This is a genomic window from Streptomyces sp. NPDC007808 (genome assembly GCF_042868655.1).
Classification (GTDB): Bacteria; Actinomycetota; Actinomycetes; order Streptomycetales; family Streptomycetaceae; genus Streptomyces.
In genome coordinates this window covers 878,208-897,147 of sequence record NZ_JBIAEQ010000001.1, presented here as the reverse complement: position 1 = coordinate 897,147, position 18,940 = coordinate 878,208, and the positions used below count along the sequence as shown (strand labels likewise).

At 72.1% G+C, this 18,940-nt stretch carries 20 protein-coding genes; 8 read left to right on the top strand and 12 right to left on the bottom strand.

What is annotated here, in order from left to right:
- Positions 1-13 precede the first annotated feature (13 nt).
- From ACFYNL_RS03975 to ACFYNL_RS03965, 3 genes are all read right to left on the bottom strand, one after another.
- Positions 14-496 (bottom strand): helix-turn-helix domain-containing protein, encoded by a 483-nt coding sequence (locus ACFYNL_RS03975; protein ID WP_388795973.1) that lies wholly within the window; start codon positions 494-496, stop codon positions 14-16.
- A 100-nt stretch (positions 497-596) separates the two neighbouring features.
- Positions 597-1,052: an ATP-binding protein gene (locus ACFYNL_RS03970; protein ID WP_388795970.1), complete on the bottom strand. Its 456-nt coding sequence runs from the start codon at positions 1,050-1,052 to the stop codon at positions 597-599.
- Positions 1,053-1,151: 99 nt separating this feature from the next.
- Complete coding sequence (locus ACFYNL_RS03965; RefSeq protein ID WP_388795967.1) at positions 1,152-2,333, bottom strand: DUF6777 domain-containing protein; 1,182 nt, start codon at positions 2,331-2,333, stop codon at positions 1,152-1,154.
- Between the two features lie 245 nt (positions 2,334-2,578).
- On the opposite strand from ACFYNL_RS03965, the gene ACFYNL_RS03960 reads away from it, so the two are divergent.
- On the top strand, positions 2,579-3,874 hold the full coding sequence (locus ACFYNL_RS03960; RefSeq protein ID WP_388795964.1) for a streptophobe family protein: 1,296 nt from the start codon (positions 2,579-2,581) through the stop codon (positions 3,872-3,874).
- An 11-nt stretch (positions 3,875-3,885) separates the two neighbouring features.
- On the opposite strand, the gene ACFYNL_RS03955 is transcribed toward ACFYNL_RS03960, so the two are convergent.
- From ACFYNL_RS03955 to ACFYNL_RS03940, 4 genes are all read right to left on the bottom strand, one after another.
- The gene (locus ACFYNL_RS03955) at positions 3,886-4,884 is read right to left on the bottom strand and encodes a serine/threonine-protein kinase (protein ID WP_388795961.1); all 999 of its coding nucleotides are present in this window, start codon (positions 4,882-4,884) and stop codon (positions 3,886-3,888) included.
- Complete coding sequence (locus ACFYNL_RS03950) at positions 4,874-5,443, bottom strand: hypothetical protein (protein ID WP_388795958.1); 570 nt, start codon at positions 5,441-5,443, stop codon at positions 4,874-4,876. Before ACFYNL_RS03950 ends, ACFYNL_RS03955 begins: the two co-directional genes overlap by 11 nt.
- Before the next feature lie 10 nt (positions 5,444-5,453).
- Complete coding sequence (locus tag ACFYNL_RS03945; protein WP_388795955.1) at positions 5,454-7,799, bottom strand: FHA domain-containing protein; 2,346 nt, start codon at positions 7,797-7,799, stop codon at positions 5,454-5,456.
- Between the two features lie 71 nt (positions 7,800-7,870).
- Complete coding sequence (locus ACFYNL_RS03940) at positions 7,871-8,281, bottom strand: hypothetical protein (protein ID WP_388795952.1); 411 nt, start codon at positions 8,279-8,281, stop codon at positions 7,871-7,873.
- 428 nt (positions 8,282-8,709) lie between these two features.
- Here ACFYNL_RS03940 and ACFYNL_RS03935 point away from each other — a divergent pair, with 428 nt between their 5' ends.
- Complete coding sequence (locus tag ACFYNL_RS03935; protein WP_388795949.1) at positions 8,710-8,997, top strand: DUF1905 domain-containing protein; 288 nt, start codon at positions 8,710-8,712, stop codon at positions 8,995-8,997.
- On the opposite strand, the gene mgrA is transcribed toward ACFYNL_RS03935, so the two are convergent.
- Positions 8,987-9,982 carry an L-glyceraldehyde 3-phosphate reductase gene (gene mgrA / locus ACFYNL_RS03930; protein ID WP_388797302.1) on the bottom strand — a complete coding sequence of 332 codons (996 nt, stop codon included), beginning with the start codon at positions 9,980-9,982 and terminating at the stop codon, positions 8,987-8,989. The genes ACFYNL_RS03935 and mgrA overlap by 11 nt on opposite strands.
- A 140-nt stretch (positions 9,983-10,122) precedes the next feature.
- On the opposite strand from mgrA, the gene ACFYNL_RS03925 reads away from it, so the two are divergent.
- Both ACFYNL_RS03925 and ACFYNL_RS03920 read left to right on the top strand, forming a co-directional pair.
- A complete protein-coding gene (locus tag ACFYNL_RS03925) occupies positions 10,123-11,031 on the top strand; it encodes a LysR family transcriptional regulator (RefSeq protein ID WP_388795946.1) in 909 nt (302 codons plus the stop codon).
- A 51-nt stretch (positions 11,032-11,082) separates the two neighbouring features.
- The gene (locus tag ACFYNL_RS03920) at positions 11,083-11,592 is read left to right on the top strand and encodes a DUF664 domain-containing protein (protein WP_388795942.1); all 510 of its coding nucleotides are present in this window, start codon (positions 11,083-11,085) and stop codon (positions 11,590-11,592) included.
- Here ACFYNL_RS03920 and ACFYNL_RS03915 read toward each other — a convergent pair.
- On the bottom strand, positions 11,580-12,644 hold the full coding sequence (locus ACFYNL_RS03915) for an adenosine deaminase (RefSeq protein ID WP_388795939.1): 1,065 nt from the start codon (positions 12,642-12,644) through the stop codon (positions 11,580-11,582). The two genes, ACFYNL_RS03920 and ACFYNL_RS03915, sit on opposite strands and share 13 nt — an antisense overlap.
- A 46-nt stretch (positions 12,645-12,690) precedes the next feature.
- The gene (locus ACFYNL_RS03910; protein ID WP_388795936.1) at positions 12,691-13,077 is read right to left on the bottom strand and encodes a VOC family protein; all 387 of its coding nucleotides are present in this window, start codon (positions 13,075-13,077) and stop codon (positions 12,691-12,693) included.
- Between the two features lie 175 nt (positions 13,078-13,252).
- Here ACFYNL_RS03910 and ACFYNL_RS03905 point away from each other — a divergent pair, with 175 nt between their 5' ends.
- Both ACFYNL_RS03905 and ACFYNL_RS03900 read left to right on the top strand, forming a co-directional pair.
- The gene (locus ACFYNL_RS03905) at positions 13,253-13,711 is read left to right on the top strand and encodes a pyridoxamine 5'-phosphate oxidase family protein (RefSeq protein WP_388795934.1); all 459 of its coding nucleotides are present in this window, start codon (positions 13,253-13,255) and stop codon (positions 13,709-13,711) included.
- 166 nt (positions 13,712-13,877) lie between these two features.
- Positions 13,878-14,507: a hypothetical protein gene (locus tag ACFYNL_RS03900; protein ID WP_388795931.1), complete on the top strand. Its 630-nt coding sequence runs from the start codon at positions 13,878-13,880 to the stop codon at positions 14,505-14,507.
- Between the two features lie 107 nt (positions 14,508-14,614).
- Here ACFYNL_RS03900 and ACFYNL_RS03895 read toward each other — a convergent pair whose 3' ends face one another.
- Positions 14,615-15,520: an aldo/keto reductase gene (locus ACFYNL_RS03895; RefSeq protein WP_388795928.1), complete on the bottom strand. Its 906-nt coding sequence runs from the start codon at positions 15,518-15,520 to the stop codon at positions 14,615-14,617.
- 131 nt (positions 15,521-15,651) lie between these two features.
- Between ACFYNL_RS03895 and ACFYNL_RS03890 the strand changes: the two genes are divergently transcribed.
- Positions 15,652-16,917, top strand: a complete 1,266-nt coding sequence (locus tag ACFYNL_RS03890) for a cytochrome P450 (RefSeq protein ID WP_388795925.1) — start codon at positions 15,652-15,654, stop codon at positions 16,915-16,917.
- 51 nt (positions 16,918-16,968) lie between these two features.
- On the opposite strand, the gene ACFYNL_RS03885 is transcribed toward ACFYNL_RS03890, so the two are convergent.
- Positions 16,969-17,679, bottom strand: coding sequence for a chitinase (locus tag ACFYNL_RS03885; protein ID WP_388795922.1), 711 nt, complete (start codon positions 17,677-17,679; stop codon positions 16,969-16,971).
- 552 nt (positions 17,680-18,231) lie between these two features.
- Here ACFYNL_RS03885 and ACFYNL_RS03880 point away from each other — a divergent pair.
- Positions 18,232-18,672, top strand: coding sequence for an SPW repeat protein (locus ACFYNL_RS03880; protein ID WP_388795920.1), 441 nt, complete (start codon positions 18,232-18,234; stop codon positions 18,670-18,672).
- Positions 18,673-18,940 lie beyond the last annotated feature (268 nt).

Genomic DNA, 18,940 nt, shown 5'->3' with positions numbered 1-18,940 from the left:
GCGCCGGTCGGCGTCAGGCGGCCAGGCACAGCCCGTCGTACGACGAACCGGCCCTGCCGCGGCTGCCGGTCGCCGCGCGGCGGCCGGCGAGCCGGACCAGTTCGCCCTGCGCCAGCGACAGCAGGTCACCGAGGCCGAGACCGAGGGCCTGTGCGGCGGCCGCGAGGACCTCCGAGGAGGCCTCCTTGCGGCCGCGCTCGACCTCCGAGAGGTACGGCATGGAGATGCGGGCGGCGTCGGCCACGTCCTTGAGCGTGCGCTCCTGCGCGAGGCGCTCGCGGCGCAGGACATCGCCGATCAGGTCGCGCCACAGGGGCTCTTTGGGGGCGGCGGCCGGTGACCCGGGCCCGGGGCGTGCCGCGGGCACGGCGGTGGGGGGCGCGGCGGCAGGGCGTTCGGACGCCGGGCGGGTCGCTCCCGGGCGCGGGGCCGTCGGGCGGGCGCCCGGTGCGCGCAGGGGAATGACGCGGGCTTCGTTCGTCGCTTGTTCGCTCACCCGACCAGCCTAGAAGTCAGGGACGTCGGGGGAAGGGGTCGGGATTGCGCCCTGGGGGAAATCCCGGCTCGGTCGGCGGGCCGGCCACCGGCCGCGTCCGTCACCCGGCACTCAGTCGCAGCACCGCACGCACGCGCTTGCCGACCGGGACCCGCTCCACGGAGACCTCCGCCGCCAGGGCGTGCACGATCTCCAGGCCGTGCCGTCCGATCCGTTCCGGGTCCTTGGGGAAGCGGCGGGGCAGGGCGGAGCTGCTGTCGTACACGCAGACCGTCACCGCGTCGTCCGTGCCCTCCATGTCCAGGATGTAGGGGCCGTTGCTGTGCCGGTCGGCGTTGGTGACCAGCTCGCTGACCACCAGGAGCACCTTGTCCTGGGTGGTTTCGTCGATCGCGGCGCACCACTCGGTCCGGAGCCTGCCCAGGAAGAGCGCGGCGAAGGACCGCGCCTCGGCGATGCATCCTGGCTCGCCGCTGTAGTGCGCCGCCCGCCGAAGCGGTTCCACGGGCACGTCGAAACCAGTCGGAATCACTGCCCCGCCCACGTGCTCGATCATGCATGTCTCTCTCGGAAGCCGGACCTGGCCGGACGCTGCTGCATCTGTCCTCGTACCCAGCGCACAGCGCCGCAGTCCCCCCGCAGGCAGCGCCGTGCGTCACAGCGCCGGCGACTCCGGCGCGCTCACGGTCGACTCCGATTGTGACGTGGTGGTGGTGTCCGTGTCCGACGGTTCGGAGGGAGACGTCTCGGGCGATTCGGGCTCCGTCGTGGACTGCGTCGTCGGGGGCTGTGTGGTCGATGTCTCGGGGCTCGGTGTGGGCGAGGACGGGGCGGTCGACTTCGACGTGGACGGAGAGGTGGGCGGAGAGGTGGGCGGCTTCGGCGTCGACACGCTCACCGACGGGGAGGGCTTCACCGGCGGGTGGGTCTTCTTGTCCTTGTGGCCCTCGTCTCCGCGTTCGCGGGCGATCCATTCCCCGCGCTCGTCGTCGTAGATGACGAAGACCTTGACGACCGTGGTCGACGGAGAGACCACCACGACATTCTGGGAGCTGTAGGACGGCCAGGAGTCACCCGTCCGCCGCAGCGTGCCCTGCTGGGCGACCGGCGGCGTCAAGGGGTTGCCGCACGCGCAGCGCACTCGGGGCACGCCCCGGTCGTCCACCATGACCGCCGTACCGGTCTGGAGGACGGCCTGGTACTCGGTGGCGGCCCCGTCGCGGTAGCCGTGGTTGGTGACGCGGGTGTCCATGCGCAGCTGCACGGGGGTGAGCGAGCGCAGGTAGGAGGGGACGTCGTCGGCGTCGACGCGGGCGACCGACGCGAACGCCCGGTTCTTGTCGGGGGCCGCTCGGAGGTAGTCGATCTGCTTCTCCACATCGCAGGCGGCGACCTTGCGGCTGCCGCCGTACAGGCCGGGCGCACCGCCGTCGACCCCGCGTACGGCGTTGGAGGGCGCCGACTCACGGGCCGGGGACGGGGTGACGGGCGCAGCGGAGCTGTCCGTCGCGGTGGACTCGGTGAAGGGGTCGGGGCCGGTCTTGCCCGCGGCCTGGAGGAAGACCTCGCCGCCCGCGGCCGTGCCGCCGCCACCGCCGCCACCGCCGCCGCGCGACAGGACGACGGCGACGATCACCGCGGCCACCGCCACCACGGTGATCGCGACGAGCCGCGGCACGGACCGCCACCAGGGATGGTGGGGTCCGGGACCGTGCGCCCCCGCTCCGCCGCCGCCCGGCGGCTGCGAGGGCGGGCCGGAGGGCGGCTGGGAGGGGCCGGACAGGGGGCCCGAGGGCGGGCCTGTGGGGCGGCCCGACGACGGAGGTTCGACGCTCACGAGGCCTTCTTCCCGACGAGGGATTCCTGCGACGCTGATCCACGACTGACGACTGATGACTGCCAACCGATCAGCGACAACCGACAACCGACTGGCTACTGGCGACTTGGCGACATGGCCACTTGAGGACTTGTACTTTTGTCGCTTCAGGGCGCTTGATCCCATTCTGTGCGCAGGTTCCGTACCTCCCGCAAGCCGACGCGGACGGACCACCCGGCGGGCGCGCCACCGGGGCGCTGCTTAGCGTGGGCAGGGTGAGCGTGCCGCCCCCCTCCCGTCCGGCCGTGGCCCGTCACGGCTGGGCACAGGCCGTCGGCGCGGTGCTGGCCGCACTGGTGGTGATGGGGGTGGTGGCCGCGCTCGGGCTGTGGGCGGCGGGTGCCGCTGACATCCCTGACAACGCCTTCCCTCGGGTCGTCGCGGCGACCGTCATCACGGCGGTCGGCGGCACGGTCGAACTCTCGGGCAACGCCGGAGAGCTGGCCGAGTCGGACGTCGGGCTGAGTGTGATCCCGCTGTCCGTCACGCTCGTCGGTGCCCTGGTCCTGGCCGGCGGCTTCCTGCGACCGCTGCGGCACCGGGCGGTCGCCGGTGCCGGGGAGCTGGCCGGTTGGGCCGCCCGGATCGCCGTCCTGTGGCTGGTCGCGCTGACGGCACTGTCCTTCGCCGCCCGCCAGACCTTCTCCCTGTCCCTGAGCGACCTCGGGGAGGACGCCCTCGGCGACCTCGGTGACCTGCTCGGTATCTCACCGCGGGTCGGCTTCACCACCGATGTGCCGGCGACCTTGTTCTTCGGGCTGCTGTGGCTCGCCGGCGTGCTGATCCTGGCGCTGCTGGTCTCGCGCGGGGCCCCGCTGCCGGGCGGGCTGCTGCGCTTCCAGGAGTCGGTGCGGCCCGCCGCGTACGCCATGGTGGCGCTGCTGCTCGCCTGGGTGGTGCTGGGCGTCGTCATCGCGCTGGTGGTCGCGGCGACGCGCGGCCACGCGGCCGAGACCCTCGCGGTGATCCTGCTGGGCCTGCCGAACCTGGTGTGGCTCGCCCTCACGCTCGGCCTCGGCGCGACCTGGAACGGTCGGGTGGACGGCCCGTTCGGGCTGCCGATGCCGCATGTGCTCGACGAGGTGCTGCGCGGCCGGGAGGTCGCCGACCTCAATCTGGGCACGCTCGCCGAGCACGACGGCAGAGTGTGGTGGCTCCTCGTCGTCGACGCGGTCCTGCTGTCGGCCGCCGCGTTCGTGATGGCGAGGCGGTCACCGGCCCGCATCCGCTCCTGGCAGCACGCCGTGCATCTGGCGGTCGCCCTCGCGCTCACGGTGCTGATGATCTGCCTCGTCGGCCGGATCTCGGCTCACTACGGGCTGTCGGTGCTGGGCATCGGCGACCTCGGCGGGGACCTGGGCGGGGAACTGTTCCTGCGGGCCGAGGTGGGGGGCGCGGTCGGACTGGCGCTGCTGTGGGGGCTGGTGGCCGGGTTCCTCGGGGGACTCCTGGCGCGACGGGCGCGGCATCGGGGCGAGGCGGTCGCGCGCGGGCCGGGGTGAGCGGTCGGAGGTCAGCGCAGGAAGACCGGCTCGGCCCAGCGGGGCGGGGACTTCGGCGCGTCCTTGTCGGACTTCGCCGGCAACCCCACGCCTCCCAGGTCCACCTGCGTCGGCGGGTGCCCGGCGCCCGCACCACCGGCCCCGGCGGCGCGCAGGTGGGCGACGAAGGCCAGACAGGAGTCGTGGCGCTCCTCGGGGTTCTTGGCCATCGCCTTGGTGAACACGGTGTCGACGGGTGCGGGGAGGTCCGGGCGTGCCTCGGTCAGGAGCGGCGGTTCGGAGTACTGGTGGGCCCACAGCAGGGCCATGTCGTCGTCGCGGCGGAACGGCGGGTGGCCCGCCAGGCACTCGTAGACCACGCAGGCGAAGCCGTAGACGTCGCAGCGCGCGTCGACCGGTTTGCCGGAGATCTGCTCGGGGGCCACGTAGTCGAGGGTGCCGACGAACTGGCCGACGGTCGTGAAGCCGGTCAGGGACAGCGATTTCTTCGTCAGGCCGAAGTCGGTGAGGTAGACGTGCTCGGGGTGGTCGCTGTCGGTGCCGCGCGCGACGAGGATGTTGCCGGGTTTGACATCCCGGTGGACCAGCCCGTGCTCGTGCGCCGCGTCGAGGGCGGAGGCGACCTGGGCGGCGATGCGCAGGGCCGTCGGGAACGGCAACGGTCCCTGGCGGTCGAGGAGGTGGCGCAGGTCGGCGCCGGCGACGTGGCGCATGGCGATGTACAGGACACCGTCCGTCTCCCCCGCCTCGAAGACCGGCACGATGTGCGGATGGTCGATGGCGGCGGCCGCCCTGGACTCGTGGGTGAAACGGCGGCGGAAGGTGTCGTTGCGGGCGAGTTCGGGGGCGAGGAGCTTCAGCGCGACGCTGCGGTCCAGACGCAGGTCTCGGGCGCGGTAGACGACGGCCATGCCACCGCGGCCGATCTCCTGCTCGATGCGGTAACCGGCGACCTGCCGGCCGATCAGCTCGGAGGGCCGGCCCGAGAAGAGGCTCGTGTCACGGGCCATCGGGCGTGACGACCTGGGTCGGGGCGTGGCCGGGCCCGGCGGTCGGGGCAGGGCCGGACTCGGCGGTGGCGCTGGGCCCGTCGTCCGCGGCGTAGATGCTCACGCGGGTGCCGTCGGCGTACACCCACCGCGCGCGCTCGGCGTCGTACAGCCACATCGACTCCCCGTCGACGACCACCCCCATCCGCAGGCCCGAGGTGCGCGCCCTGAACGACTCGCCGTCCAGGGCGCCGGCCGCCAGGTCCTCGACCGCAAGGCGGTAGCCCGTCAGCACCCGCTCGGCGCCGGCGAGCAGCGGGCGCGGGTCGGCCGTGCGGGCGAGCGGACTCCCGTCGGCCGTGGGCGGGTCCTGGGGTACGGCGACCAGGAAGCGGCCGTCGACCCAGGCCGACCAGCCGTTGGAGCACAGGACGAGTCCCCAGTCGCCGCGTCGTTCGACGAGCTGGACCGGCAGGAACGCGTCGAGGGGCAGGGTCGGGCGGGCGGGGTCGGGCGCCTCCCAGGCGGGCATGCCGTGCTGGGGGACGACGTGGGTGGGCCGGAAGCCGGGGGAGGTCATGGGCGCGCTCCTACTTCCGCATCACGACGGGTTCGTGCCGGCGCAGCAACCGGGAGACGACGAAGCCGAAGGCCGCGCAGAGCACCACGAGCATGGCCACGTTGAACAGCCACACACCGGCCGAGTGCTCGAACAGCGGATCGCCGGTCAGGTCACCGGGCACGATCCGGGACAGCTCAAGGGTGCCTGCCATCGCACCGAGCGCCCATCGCGAGGGCACCAGCCAGGACAGCTGCTCCAGGCCGGGGACGCCGTCGAGCTTGAGCAGGGCGCCGCAGAAGACGACCTGGACGATGGCGAGCAGCACCAGCAGCGGCATCGTCACCTCCTCCTTGCTCACCAGGGCGGAGACGACGAGGCCGAGCATCATCGCGGTGAAGGCCAGCAGGGCCACGGCCACGGTGATTTCGACCAGGGGCGGCATCAACACGCCGTCGCCTCCGGGGGCGTTGAGATCGACGCCGAGCAGGGCCACCAGGGTCAGGACGACCGCCTGCAGCACGGTGATCGTCCCCAGCACCACCACCTTGGACATCAGGTACGCCGATCTGGACAGGCCGACGGCACGTTCGCGCTGGTAGATGACACGCTCCTTGACCAGTTCCCGTACGGCGTTCGCCGCGCCCGTGAGGACGCCGCCGACGCACAGGATCAGCAGGGCGTTCATCGCCGTCTCCTGGGTCAGCCTGCTGCCCGCCAGGGCGCGGGCCATGGCGCCCATCACGAACGGCAGGGCGACCATGATGGCGAGGAACGTGCGGTCGGCGCCGAGCGCGCCGGCGTAGCGGCGGATCAGGGTGCCGAGCTGGGCACCGCGGCTGCGTGGCCGGGGCGGCCGGGTGATGACGACGGGGCCGGTGCGCGGCTGCCTGGGCTGGGCGGCGGCGTCGGCGATGTATCGCCGGTGGTGGAGCGAGGCGCGGTACTCGCCCGCCCAGTCCCGTTCCTGGTCGCGTTCGAAGGCCTCGAAGGCCTCCGGCCAGTGCGCGAACCCGAAGAAGGGCAACGCCTCCTCGGGCGGGCCGTAGTAGGCGATGCGTCCGCCGGGCGCGAGGACCAGGAGCCGGTCGCACATGTCGAGGCTGAGGACGCTGTGCGTGACGACGATGACGGTACGGCCGTCGTCGGCGAGGCCGCGCAGCATCTGCATCACCGAGCGGTCCATGCCGGGGTCGAGGCCGGAGGTCGGCTCGTCCAGGAACAGCAGGGACGGCTTGGTCAGCAGCTCCAGGGCGACACTGACGCGCTTGCGCTGTCCACCGGACAGGCTGTGCACGCGCTGCCCGGCGCGCTTCTCCAGGCCCAGCTCGCGGATGACCTCGTCGACCCTGGCCCGGCGTTCGGCCTTGGCGGTGTCCTGGGGGAAGCGCAGCTCGGCGGCGTAGGACAGGGCGCCGCGGACGGTGAGTTGGGCGTGCAGGATGTCGTCCTGCGGGACGAGGCCGATGCGCTGGCGCAGTTCGGCGTAGTCGCGGTAGAGGTCGCGGCCGTCGTAGAGGACCGTGCCGTGGTCCGCGGGACGCTGGCCGGTGAGGGCGTTCAGGAGCGTGGACTTCCCGGCGCCGCTGGGGCCGACCACGGCGAGCAGGCACTTCTCCCCCACCGGGAAGGAGACGTGGTCGAGCAGGGTTCTGCGGCCGTGGTCGACGGCGACCGCGAGGTCCTGCACTTCGAGGGATATCTCGCCGGTGTCGACGTACTCCTGCAGCTCGTCCCCGACCAGGCAGAACGCGGAGTGGCCGATGCCCACGACGTCGCCGGGAGCGACGAGGGCGCGGGTGACGCGGCCGCCGTTGAGGTAGGTGCCGTTGTGGCTGCCGAGGTCGGCGATCTCGTACGTCCCGTCGGGCAGGGCGCGCAGCTCGGCGTGGCGGCGGGAGACGATCAGGTCGTCGATGACGAGGTCGTTGTCGGCGGCGCGGCCGATGCGGACGGTGCGGGTGGGCAGGGGGCGGATGTTGGTGGGCTGCCGGAAGGTGCCGGTGCGTCCGGGCAGGGAGACCACCGAGGGGCGTTCCGGTGCGGACGCCGGGTCGGGGCGGTCCAGCAGCACGGCCCGCGGGCCGTCGGAGGGGTTGCCGAAGCGGATCACGGTGCCGGGGCCGACGTCCCACTCATGGACGCGCTGGCCGTCGGTGTAGGTGCCGTTCGTGCTGTTCTCGTCCTCCAGGGTCCAGCGGTCGGCCCCGGGACGCAGTACCGCGTGGTGCCAGGAGACCCGGGCGTCGTCGATGACGACGTCGCTGAGCGGGTCGCGTCCCACGCGGTAGTCACGGCCCGGGGTCATCACGGTGGAGCCCGACTCGGTCTCCAGGACCAGTACGGGCGCAGTCGGTGCGACCGGCCGCTCCGCCATGCGAGGATTCTATCGATCTATCCCTTTATGTGCCTGCCTGCGCCGGGTGCGGGGTCCCCGCAGGAGGCGGCTCACGCGACCGGCACGACCAGCGCCGGGAGGGTCCTCTGCATACGCAGGGCGTCCACCGACTCGGCGAGCAGTTCGTACTCGGTGGTGTCGTCGCTCACGGCGATCCGCACCAGCCGTCCGGCCGCCAACTCGTCCGCGACCAGGTCCTGTCGCTCGGGGTCACCGCACCACGCGCGCAGCACCGCCGGAACGTCGGGCACGGTGGCGGTGACCGGGACGAGCGCGCCCGGCGGGAAGTGCTCGACCTCGGGCCGCGGGTCCAGTCGCTCGGCCATCCAGGACGCCCGGTCGCGCAGCCACCACAGGGCGAGGGCCAAGGTGGGCGCTCGGTAGGTCCCCAGGGGCACCCCGATGCGCCGGCCGCCGCAGACTCCGTATGCGGTGACATGACACAGGAATTCGTCGTGCACGCTGCCTCCCCCGGGGTGCCGTTCGCCGTGTCGGCGTGCGCCTCGCTTTCCGTGCGGCTCATGAGCGGTGGGTGAGGGCGCCGTCGCCCCAAGTGAAGCGCCCGCGTAGACGAGTATGTTCAGTACTGAAACACTGTCACCACGACTTTCCGGCCAGTCTCCTGGCATATTCACAGCCGGTGCTGGCCGAAATACGGCGGGTACACGTCAAACCCGGTGCGTGACGCGGCGGAGCGGCGACGGGCACCCCGCGGGCGAGGGGCGGCGCCGGTGGCCGGATCCGCTGACGTCACCCTGACCGCCGGGGGACGGATCGCCTCCGCCCCACGGCCGCACCGGGCGCCCGCCGTGACGCGAGCGATGAGTTCCGGGTCGCACGGCGGTCCACACCGGTGAAGCCGCGAGGACCGCCGCGAACGGAGGACGCCATGACCACCGCCGGGACACTGGACGCGGAATTCACCGCGACCCTGCGCAAGAGCCCCCACAAGGGCGGCTGGACCTATGTCGTCTGGCCGGAGTCCGTCGACTTCTTCGGCACCCGCGGTCTGGTCAGGATCCGCGGGACGATCGACGGACATCCGTTCCGGAGTTCGTTCATGGCGCTCGGGGACGGCACCCACAAACTCCCTGTCAGGGCCGAGGTCCGCAAGGCCATCGGGAAGCAGGAGGGCGACCGGGTCACCGTCCGCCTCACGGAACGGATCAGCCCTTGATCACCGCGTCGATGCGGGTCAGCTCTTCCTCGTCGAAGTCCAGGTTGCCGATCGCGGCGACACTGTCCTCGATCTGCCGCGCGCTGCTCGCGCCGACCAGCGCCGAGGTCACCCGGCCGCCGCGCAGCACCCAGGCGAGGGCCAGCTGGGCCAGGGACTGACCGCGGGACTTGGCGATGTCGTCGAGCGCGCGCAGCTTGGCCACCAGGTCCTCGGTCAGCGCGTCCGAGTTCAGGAACGGACTGTCGCTCGCGGCCCGCGAGTCCTCCGGGATGCCGTCGAGGTAGCGGCCGGTCAGCAGGCCCTGCTCCAGCGGGGAGAACACGATGGAACCGACCTGCAGCTCGTCCAGGGCGTCGAGCAGACCCTCGTCCTCGGGGCGGCGGTCGAGCATCGAGTAGCGCGGCTGGTGGATCAGCAGCGGGGTGCCCAGCTCGCCGAGGATGCGGGCGGCCTCGCGGGTCTGCTCGGCCGAGTAGTTGGAGACACCGACGTACAGCGCCTTGCCCTGCTGCACCGCCGAGTGCAGGGCGCCCATCGTCTCCTCGAGCGGAGTGTCGGGGTCCGGGCGGTGCGAGTAGAAGATGTCGACGTAGTCCAGGCCCATCCGCTGCAGGCTCTGGTCCAGCGAGGACAGCAGGTACTTGCGCGAGCCCCACTCGCCGTACGGGCCGGGCCACATCAGGTAGCCGGCCTTGGTGGAGATGACCAGCTCGTCGCGGTACGCGGCGAAGTCCGACTTCAGGAACCGCCCGAGCGCGGACTCGGCGGCCCCGGGCGGCGGGCCGTAGTTGTTGGCCAGGTCGAAGTGGGTGACGCCGAGGTCGAAGGCGCGGCGCAGGATGGCTCGCTGGTGCTCGACCGAGCGGTCCGCGGGGCCGAAGTTGTGCCACAGTCCGAGGGACAGCGCGGGGAGCTTGAGGCCGCTGCGTCCGGTGCGCCGGTAGGGCATCTCCGCGTAGCGGTCGGGGTGTGCGGTGTACAACGCGACTCCAGAGGGGTTGGCTGGCACACGAGTGACGGTTCCGTGGAACCGGCGGTACGGTCGCCTCCACTCTTCCGTGACCTGCGGGCAGTGGTCCAACAGGTAAATCAGATGGGATTGAGCGACTACGCTGCTCAATCATGGAACTGCGCCATCTGCAGCACTTCGTGGCGGTCGCCGAGGACCAGCACTTCACCCGGGCGGCAGAACGCCTGATGGTGTCCCAGTCGGGTCTGTCGGCCTCGATCCGGGCGCTGGAGCGCGAGTTGCAGACCCCGCTGTTCGTACGGACGACGCGCCGGGTGACCCTCACTCCGGCCGGGCGGGCCCTGCTGGGCGAGGCGGAGCGCATCCTGGCACAGGTCAGGTCGGCCCATGAGGCGGTGGCCGCGGTGCAGGGCGTGCTGCGCGGGATGCTGGCGCTCGGGTCCGAGCAGTGCATCGCCGGTGTGCATGTGGCGGGGCTGCTCGCGGCCTTCCGGCGGCAGCATCCGGACGTGGAGATCTGTCTGCGGCAGGCGGGCGCGGGCGCGCTCACGCAGGAGGTCGCGGCCGGGCGCCTGGACCTGGCCTTCGTGGTACGGACGGCCGAGGAGGACACCGACCAGCTGCGGGCCGTACCACTGGCCGGTGAGCCGATGACCGTCCTGTGCCACCCGAGCCACCGGCTCGCCGCCGCCGGCGCCGCCGTCACCCCCGAGGAACTGGGCAACGAGGTCTTCGTCGACTTCCACCCGGACTGGGGGCCGCGCCGCACGACGGACGCCGCGTTCGCCGCCGCGGGGGTCCGCAGGTCGGTCGCCCTGGAGGTGAACGACGTGCACAGCCTCCTGGACCTGGTGGACGAGAACCTCGGCATCGCCGTCGTCCCGCGCCACTTCCGGCACAAGCGGCGGTCACTGACCGCGCTGCCCGTGAAGGGCACCGGCGAGACCGTCTACGAGACGGTGGCGCTGCTGCCCCCGGCACAGGCGACGAGCCCGGCGGCCCGGGCCCTGATGGGCCTGCTGGACTCGGGGCGGGAGGCGGACCGTCCAGAGGGCGTGTGACGTGCGGGCCCAGCGGGCGCGTGGCGGACGGCTTTGCGCGATGGTGGGAGCATGCATGCCAAGGACATCCTCATCGACGGGTACAACCGCATCCAGGAAGAAGTCCACGCCGCCGTCGAGGGCCTCGGCCCGGACGACCTCATCGCCCGCCCCTCCCCCGACGCCAACTCCATCGCCTGGCTGGTCTGGCACCTCGCCCGCGTCCAGGACGACCACATCGCCGACGCCTTCGAACTCGACCAGGTGTGGCTGACGCAGGACTTCCAGAAGACCTTCGCACTGGACCTGCCGCGCCACGACACCGGCTACGGCCACACCGCCGCGAAGGTCGCCAAGGTGCGGGTCGACTCCGGCGACCTGCTGACCGGCTACTACGACGCCGTGCACGCCCAGACCCTCGGCGCCCTGGGTGAGCTGGCCGCCAAGGATCTGGAGCGCATCGTCGACGAGCGCTGGGACCCGCCGGTCACCCTGGGGGTCCGGCTGGTCAGCGTCCTGTCCGACGATCTCCAGCACGTCGGACAGGCCGCTTACGTACGCGGGCTGCTTCAGAGCGCGTAGCCCGGGAGCACGACCTCCTCGATGAGGGCCTTGCGCTCGTCGAAGGGGATGAACGCGCTCTTCACGGCGTTCACCGTGACCGTGCGCAGGTCCTCGACGGTCCAGCCCGCCTGCTCGACCAGCAGCGCCATCTCCCGGGTCATCGTGGTACCCGACACCAGGCGGTTGTCGGTGTTGAGGGTGACGCGGAAGCCGAGGTCCTTCAGCGCGGTGATCGGGTGCTCGGCGATCGAGGTGGCGGCGCCGGTCTGGAGGTTGGACGTGGGGCACATCTCCAGCGCGACACGGCGGTCGCGCACCCAGCCGGCCAGGCGCCCGAGCTTGCCGTCCACGATGTCCTCGGTGATCCGCACGCCGTGGCCTATGCGCTGGGCGCCGCACACCTGGAGGGCCTGGTGGATGCTGGGCAGGCCGTGCGCCTCACCGGCGTGGATGGTGAACGGCACGCTCTCGCGGCGCAGATGCTCGAAGGCGTCGAGGTGGTCGGCGGGCGGGAAGCCGTCCTCGGCGCCGGCGATGTCGAAGCCGACCACGCCGGCGTCCCGGAAGGCGACGGCCAGGTCGGCGGCCTCGCGCACCCGGTCGAACATCCGCATGCCGCACAGCAGGGTGCCGACGCGCACGGGCGTCCCGGCGGCGGCCGCCTTGGCCATCCCCGCGGCGAGGCCCTCCTGGACGGTCTCCACGACCTCGCTCATCGTCAGCCCGCCCCTGGTGTTCAGCTCGGGGGCGTACCGCACCTCGCCGTAGACGACACCGTCGGCCGCGAGGTCCAGGACGTACTCCTCGGCGGTGCGCAGCAGGCCCTCGCGGGTCTGCATCACGGCGAGGGTGTGCTCGAACGTGGCGATGTAGCGGACCAGGTCACCCGAGTTCGCGGCCTCGAAGTACCAGGCGGCGAGCTCGTCCGGGTCGGTGGTGGGCGGGGTGTGGCCGACCGCTTCCGCGAGTTCCACGACGGTGGCGGGGCGCAGGCCACCGTCGAGGTGGTCGTGCAGGACGGCCTTGGGGAGGCGGCGGATCAGCTCTTCATCTACGCGCGTAGCAGTCATGGTGTGATCTTTCGTCGAGCGGGGCGGTTCGAAGCGGCGGAGAAGGTCAGCCGGCGGGCTGGAGCAGGTCCCAGCGGTTGCCGTACAGGTCCTGGAAGACGGCGACCGAGCCGTACGGCTCGTGGCGGGGCTCCTCCAGGAAGGTCACACCCGCGGCGACCATGCGGGCGTGGTCGCGGACGAAGTCGTCGGTGTGCAGGAAGAACCCGACCCGCCCGCCGGTCTGGTCGCCGACCCGGGTGCGCTGCTCATCACCCTTGGCCCGGGCCAGCAGCAGTGCGCTGCCCTGGTCGTCGGCGGCCACGACGACCCAGCGGGAGCCGTCCGGGCGCGGGGTGTCCTCGACGAGCCGGAAGCCGAGGGCTTCGGTGTAGAAGCGGATCGCCTCGTCGTAGTCGTCGACGACGAGGGTGACCAGGGCGATGCGTCTCATCGGGGCCTTCCGGGAGGTGCGATTGACGGGAGAGGTTATACGTAAAACCCCACAGGCGCCAGTCACCGGGAGACAAGACCTCCGTCCGGTGCCGGGGACGTAGGACCGAGGCCCGACCCGAGCCGGGACCCGAGCCCGATCCGCGCCTCCCGCCTCCCCCGGTACCGTCCCGGCCATGAAGATCACCGAGCCGCCCCGGGCCCCCGCGCAGCGCAAGCACGACCTCCTTGCCCGGCTGGAGAAGGAGATGGACGTCTGGGTGGCCACGGCAGGCGCCGACGGAGTGCCGTGCCTGGTCCCGCTGTGGTTCCTGTGGGACGGCGAGTGCGTGTGGCTGGCGACCCGGCCAAGCACCCCGACCGGCCGCAACCTGGGCGCCGGGGGACACGTCCGGCTGGCACTCGGGGACACCCTGGACGTCGTACTCGTCGACGGGGCCGCACGGATGTACACCGCCGACGAGGTACCGGCAGCGGCGGCGGAGGCGTTCTCGGCGAAGACGGGATGGGATCCCCGGGCTGACGCCGCCCGGTACGTCTACTTCCGGGTGCGTCCGCGCACGGTGCAGGCGCGGAACGGGGAGCACGAGATGCCCGGCCGGTTCCTCATGCGGGACGGGGTCTGGGTGGTCTGAGGCGGGCGTACACCGTTCGGCACCGAGGGGCCGGACAGCCGCCTGCCGTAAGGGAGTTGCGAGGAACCACCGACGGGCTCCGCCGCATGCCCGTGCTGCGGTGTGCCTTACGCTTGCTCCTCCAGGTGACCGGGGAGGGTCACCGAGTCATGGGGGGGATTGCGCCATGCGCGCCTGTGTTCGCCGTGCCGTCGTGCCGGCCGTCGCCATGTCCGCCGTTCTGCTGGCGGGGTGTTCGTCGCAGAGCGACTCCGGGGGGTCGGCCTCGCAGCGGGAGACGACGGCCGAAGCGCCGGGAAGGGCGACCGTCGAGCCCTCCGGGTCGGCGTCCTCGCCGCGCCGTGGCCCCGTCCTGGAGGTCGGGGAGACGGGCGAGTTCGCGACCGGCGTGATGGACGAGGACGGCACGACGTACAAGGTCACGTCGAAGATGTCCGTCGAGGTCGTCGACGCGCGGTACCTGACGGCGGAGGAGGCCGGCACGCCGAAGGAGCCGGAGAACGGTCAGTACGTCAAGCTGACTTTGAAGCTCAAGAACATCGGCGACGCTCCTGCGGAGATCAGGACGTACGGCCGGATGGAATGGGAGGGCACCGACACGGCCGCTCAGGCCGCCTCGACGCCGGACGGTGCCGGCGACGGGCGCCGACTCGACACGACGTACGAGCCGGGTCAGTCCCGCACGGGGTTCCTGCTCCTCGACGTCGGCGACGAGGGCGGGACCGTGAGCTACAACGGGTCGGAGGATCCGGACGCGGAGGGACCGGTGTTCTCGGTGAACCTGCCGGAGTCCTGAACGCCGCCGGGCTCGCTCCCGCCTTCGCGTCCGCTGGGCGTGGAGCGAGGCCGGCGATCTCCGAACGGCTCCCCGCCCGTCGATGGTCGAGGCTCCGAGCCCTCCCCTCAGCCGGCGCGCCGACGTGCCGCGTCGAGCCGGGACAGCTCCTCGCCGGTGAGGCGGAGAGCACCCGCGGCCACGTTCTCGACCAGGTGACCGGCGTTGCCGGTGCCGGGTATGGCGAGGACGTGCGGCCCCTGGTGCAGCGTCCAGGCGATCCGCACCTGGGTGGGGCTCGCTCCGTGCGCCCGCGCGACTGCGAGGACCTCCTCGTCGTGCGCGGTGGTCGCGCCCTCCGCGCCGACCGCGCCGGCCACGGCGTAGAAGGGGACGAATGCGATGCCCTGCTCCGCGCAGACACGCAGGACCTCGTCGTCCACGGGGTCGGGGCGGTCGACGGCGTACCGGTTCTGTACGCAGACCACGGGAGCGATGGCCTGTGCCTCCGCGAGATGCCGGGGTGCCACGGCGGAGATCCCGAGGTGCCGGATCAGGCCGGCCTGGCGGAGTTCGGCGAGCGCGCCGAAGTGCTCGGCGATCGAGTCCTGGCGCATGCGGCGCAGGTAGACGACGTCGAGGTGGTCGCGGCCGAGCTGGCGCAGGTTCTCCTCGACGTGTCCGCGCAGTTCGTCGGGCCGGGCCGAGGTGCCCCACTCGCCCGAGTAGTCGCGGTAGGGGCCGACCTTCGTGGCGATGACCAGGTCGTCCGGGTAAGGCGCCAGCGCGCTGTTGATGAGTTCGTTGGCGGAACGGAGGGCGGAGAAGTAGAAGGCCGCCGTGTCGATGTGGTTGATGCCGAGCTCGATCGCCTTGCGCAGCACGGCCGTCGAGCGCTCCCGGTCGCTCGGAGTGCCGTGGTGGAAGGCTGCACTGCCCGTCAGCCGCATCGCGCCGAGGCCGACGCGGCTGACGGAGAGGTCGCCCAGGTTCCAGGTGCCCGCGGCGTCCGCGGTGATCGTTTCGGTGGTCATCGGCGGAGTCTGGCACACGGCGCGGGGAAGAGGGCCGCGCCCGGGCGGTGCGGTGCAGCGGCCAGGGGCCCGCGCGTGATGCCGCGCACTTACCGGAGGTAGCCGAAGGGTCACGTGTTAGCGTCCGGCGCGTGACTTCCCCAGCTCAGAGGGCATCCGCGGGCGATCCGCTCGGGCTGCTCGACCTGTTCGGCGACGGCTTCGTGCGTGACCCGTACCCCTGGCTGGCCGCACTGCGGGCCGAGGCACCGGTCCATCACGATCCCGGTACCGGACTGTGGTTGATCAGCCGGTACGAGGACATCCGCCGGGTCCTGCTCGACCCGGACGCCTTCCATCCGGACAACGCCCAGCACGCCGTGACTCCGCTGCCGGTCGGCGTGCTGCGGGTGCTCGCCCGTGCGGGCTTCAGGATGCCACCGGCGCTGGCCGACAACGGCACTCCCAGCCATCCCGGACTGCGCCGGCTGGTCACCCGGTTCTTCAACGCCCGGCGGGTCGCCGCCGCCGTACCGGTCATCGAGCGCATCGCCGACGAGTTGCTGACCTCCGCGGCACAGCGGATCGACACCGAGGGCGGCCACGACCTCTTCCCGTCCTTCGCCCAGGTCCTGCCCTGCCGGGTGCTGATGGAGCTGCTGGGCATCGACGGCGTCTCCCCCGCCACCCTGATCCGCTGGAGCGACGCCTCGCTGGAGCTCTTCTGGGGCCGGCCCACGCCGTCGCGTCAGCTGGAGCTGGCAGAACTGGTGGGCGAGTTCCACCAATGGCTGACCCGGACGGTGACCGGCGGCACCGCCTCGCGCGACTCCTTCCTCGGCGCCCTGGCCGAGCACCGCCTGCCCGACGGCAGGCCACTCGATGTGCCCACCGCGGTGGGCGTGTGCTTCTTCGTCTTCATCGCCGGGCAGTCCACGACCGGCCAGCTCATCGCCACCGTCCTCAGCCGGGCACTGGCCGAGCCCGGCCTGTGGTCGCGTGTCTCGCGGGACGAGGGCCTGGCCGAGGCATGGGTGGAGGAGGTCCTGCGGCGGGAGCCTCCGGTGACCACGTGGCGAAGAGTCGCCGCGCGCCCGGTGGAGCTGGGCGGGGTGGACCTGCCGGCGGGCGCGCAGCTGCTCCTGATGCTGATGGGCAGCGGCTCGGACCCGGACGTGTTCGCCTCCCCGGAGCGCCTGTGCCCGCAGCGGGCCAACGTACGCCAGCACCTGTCGTTCGGCGTGGGTCGGCACCGTTGCCCGGGCGCTTCGCTGGCGCGGACGGAGGCGGCGGTGGCGCTCCGGGTCGCGGCCCGCCGCCTGCCGCGGATACAGCCGGGGCCGGAGGCCGCGGGCACACCGATGCTGGGCCTGCTGTCCTTCCGCGCGCCTTTGCGGGTCGCGGTGGAGCAGGCGTAGGACCAGCCCGGCCCGCTGTGGCGTCGGGCCTTTGCCGGGGTGGGCGCGGCGTCAGCAGTACAGGTTGCCGCCAGGAGTGACGCCCAGGATCCGTGTGAAGCGCTGGTAGGCGTCGACACGGCTCTGCACCTGCGCCGGGTTCTTGCCGTCGCACTCCAGGGCGCCGTTGATGCTGCGGATGGTCTGGCCGAACCCGGCCTGGCGGACCATGGCGTTGTGGGGGGTCATGGTGCCGGGGCCGGTCTGGGTGTTCCAGTACCACAGGCCGGTCTTCCAGGCGACGGCCGACTCGTTCTGCACCCGCCAGGGGTTGTTCAGCAGGTCGATGCCCAAAGCGTCGCCCGCGGCCTTGTAGTTGAAGTTCCAGCTGAGCTGGATCGGACCGCGACCGTAGTAGGCGGCCTGCCCGGCCGGGCAGCCGTAGGGCCGGCTCCGGTCGCAGTAGTGCGGGTAGTTGGCCTGGTTCTGCTCGACTATGTGAACCAGGCCGCCGGTCTCGTGGTTGACGTTGGCGAGGAACGCCGCCGCCTCCTGCTTCTTCACCGTGTCGCTGCCGGTGTCGGCGAAGGCGGGGTAGGCGCTGAGGGCGGCGGTGAGGCCGCTGTACGTGTAGAACGGATTCCGGTTCGGGAACATCTGGTTGAACTGCGCTTCGCTGACGACGAAGCCGGCGGCGGACGAGCTCGGGGCCGACTGGAGCACCAGCGCGGCGCTCGCGAGGGCGAGTGAGGACAGGACTGCGGCTGTGCGGTGCCTCGACAAGGGACCAACTCCTCTGCGGAGCACGGCCGCACCCGTACCAGGGCAGGGGTGGGCAGAGCCTTGCGCGCTCGCGCCGACCAGGTCGGCCACGGCGTGGGGGCGGCCGTGGTGGGGGGTGTGGGACACACTCAACCGCTTTGGTCTGTACCAGTCAAGGGTGTAGACCAGTCAACCGGCCAGCGGCGTAGGCGACTTGGGCCGCGCAGGACGCTCGGCAGGCGCGGCGGGCGCCCCTTGGGCCCGGCCCGCCGCCGGGCCCCGCGGACCCACACCCGCCATGCACCCCGGCCCCTCACCCTCGGTCCGCCGGGGGGCGGGAGGGGGCACCGGGGCCGGTTTCGACGATCACACCCGGCACCGCCGGCCAGGAACGGGCCTGTCAGGCATCGGCCCGCGCAAACGGCCCGCCCCGACCCGGCGCGGTGCCCGGATCGTCATGAACCCGACGATCCCTACACATAAAGAAGAAATAAGAGCACAATGCCTTCTAGGCGGCGCTTACCGCATACCGCATCAGACGCGGTCAGGCCTGCGAGTCAAAGGAGACGAGTCATGGCCAATGTGCAGCCCACCAGAGGCGACATAACCGCCCACCCCGACGTACCCGAGATGCGGGAACGCTACGACCGCGTGCTGGGCGGTCGAGACGTGGCTCTCGTGGACGGACCGGTGTTCCTGCTCGGTCTGTACTGTGCGGTGTCCCCCTGGATACTCCACTACACGACCAGCCAGCCCCCGCTCGTCACCCACAACCTGATTGTGGGCATCGCGATCGGCCTCCTGGCCCTCGGGTTCACCCGGGCCCCGGAGCGCATGTACGGCCTCAGCTGGGCCTTCTGCGCGATAGGGGTCTGGATGATCGTCGCGCCGTGGATCGTCGGCGACAGCCCGGACGCCGGTGTCGTCGTCAACAACATCATCATCGGAGCGCTGGCCCTGATCCTCGGGGCGATGTGCGCCGCCTCGGTCGCGAAGAGCAGCCCGAGGACATAGGAGCACTCGGAAGGCAAGGCATGCCGGCCGGTCCGCTTCCGCGGGCCGGCCTTCACGCGCCCCCGCCCCTGGCCCCGCTCCGGCGCGCCGGCACCGGCCAGAACTTCCGCGGCAGCACATCGGCACCAGCCAGGACTCCCCTGGCAGCACATCGCCGGACGCTCACTCTCCGCGACGACACCGACCCCGTCGGCGACGCCCGAGCCGCCCGCACGGACGTGGCCACCTCGCAAAGCTTGCTCGTTCCGAGAGTCCGAGAGGCATACGC

Excerpts from the sequence above, each read along its gene's own strand:
- ACFYNL_RS03905 (WP_388795934.1), top strand. The coding sequence starts at position 13,253 with ATGAAGATCACCGAGCCGCCCCGGGCCCCCGCGCAGCGCAAGCACGAC.
- ACFYNL_RS03910 (WP_388795936.1), bottom strand. The coding sequence starts at position 13,077 with ATGAGACGCATCGCCCTGGTCACCCTCGTCGTCGACGACTACGACGAG.
- ACFYNL_RS03880 (WP_388795920.1), top strand. The coding sequence starts at position 18,232 with ATGGCCAATGTGCAGCCCACCAGAGGCGACATAACCGCCCACCCCGAC.
- ACFYNL_RS03900 (WP_388795931.1), top strand. The coding sequence starts at position 13,878 with ATGCGCGCCTGTGTTCGCCGTGCCGTCGTGCCGGCCGTCGCCATGTCC.
- ACFYNL_RS03915 (WP_388795939.1), bottom strand. The coding sequence starts at position 12,644 with ATGACTGCTACGCGCGTAGATGAAGAGCTGATCCGCCGCCTCCCCAAG.
- ACFYNL_RS03955 (WP_388795961.1), bottom strand. The coding sequence starts at position 4,884 with ATGGCCCGTGACACGAGCCTCTTCTCGGGCCGGCCCTCCGAGCTGATC.
- ACFYNL_RS03970 (WP_388795970.1), bottom strand. The coding sequence starts at position 1,052 with ATGATCGAGCACGTGGGCGGGGCAGTGATTCCGACTGGTTTCGACGTG.
- ACFYNL_RS03925 (WP_388795946.1), top strand. The coding sequence starts at position 10,123 with ATGGAACTGCGCCATCTGCAGCACTTCGTGGCGGTCGCCGAGGACCAG.
- ACFYNL_RS03950 (WP_388795958.1), bottom strand. The coding sequence starts at position 5,443 with ATGACCTCCCCCGGCTTCCGGCCCACCCACGTCGTCCCCCAGCACGGC.
- ACFYNL_RS03945 (WP_388795955.1), bottom strand. The coding sequence starts at position 7,799 with ATGGCGGAGCGGCCGGTCGCACCGACTGCGCCCGTACTGGTCCTGGAG.
- ACFYNL_RS03895 (WP_388795928.1), bottom strand. The coding sequence starts at position 15,520 with ATGACCACCGAAACGATCACCGCGGACGCCGCGGGCACCTGGAACCTG.
- ACFYNL_RS03935 (WP_388795949.1), top strand. The coding sequence starts at position 8,710 with ATGACCACCGCCGGGACACTGGACGCGGAATTCACCGCGACCCTGCGC.
- ACFYNL_RS03920 (WP_388795942.1), top strand. The coding sequence starts at position 11,083 with ATGCATGCCAAGGACATCCTCATCGACGGGTACAACCGCATCCAGGAA.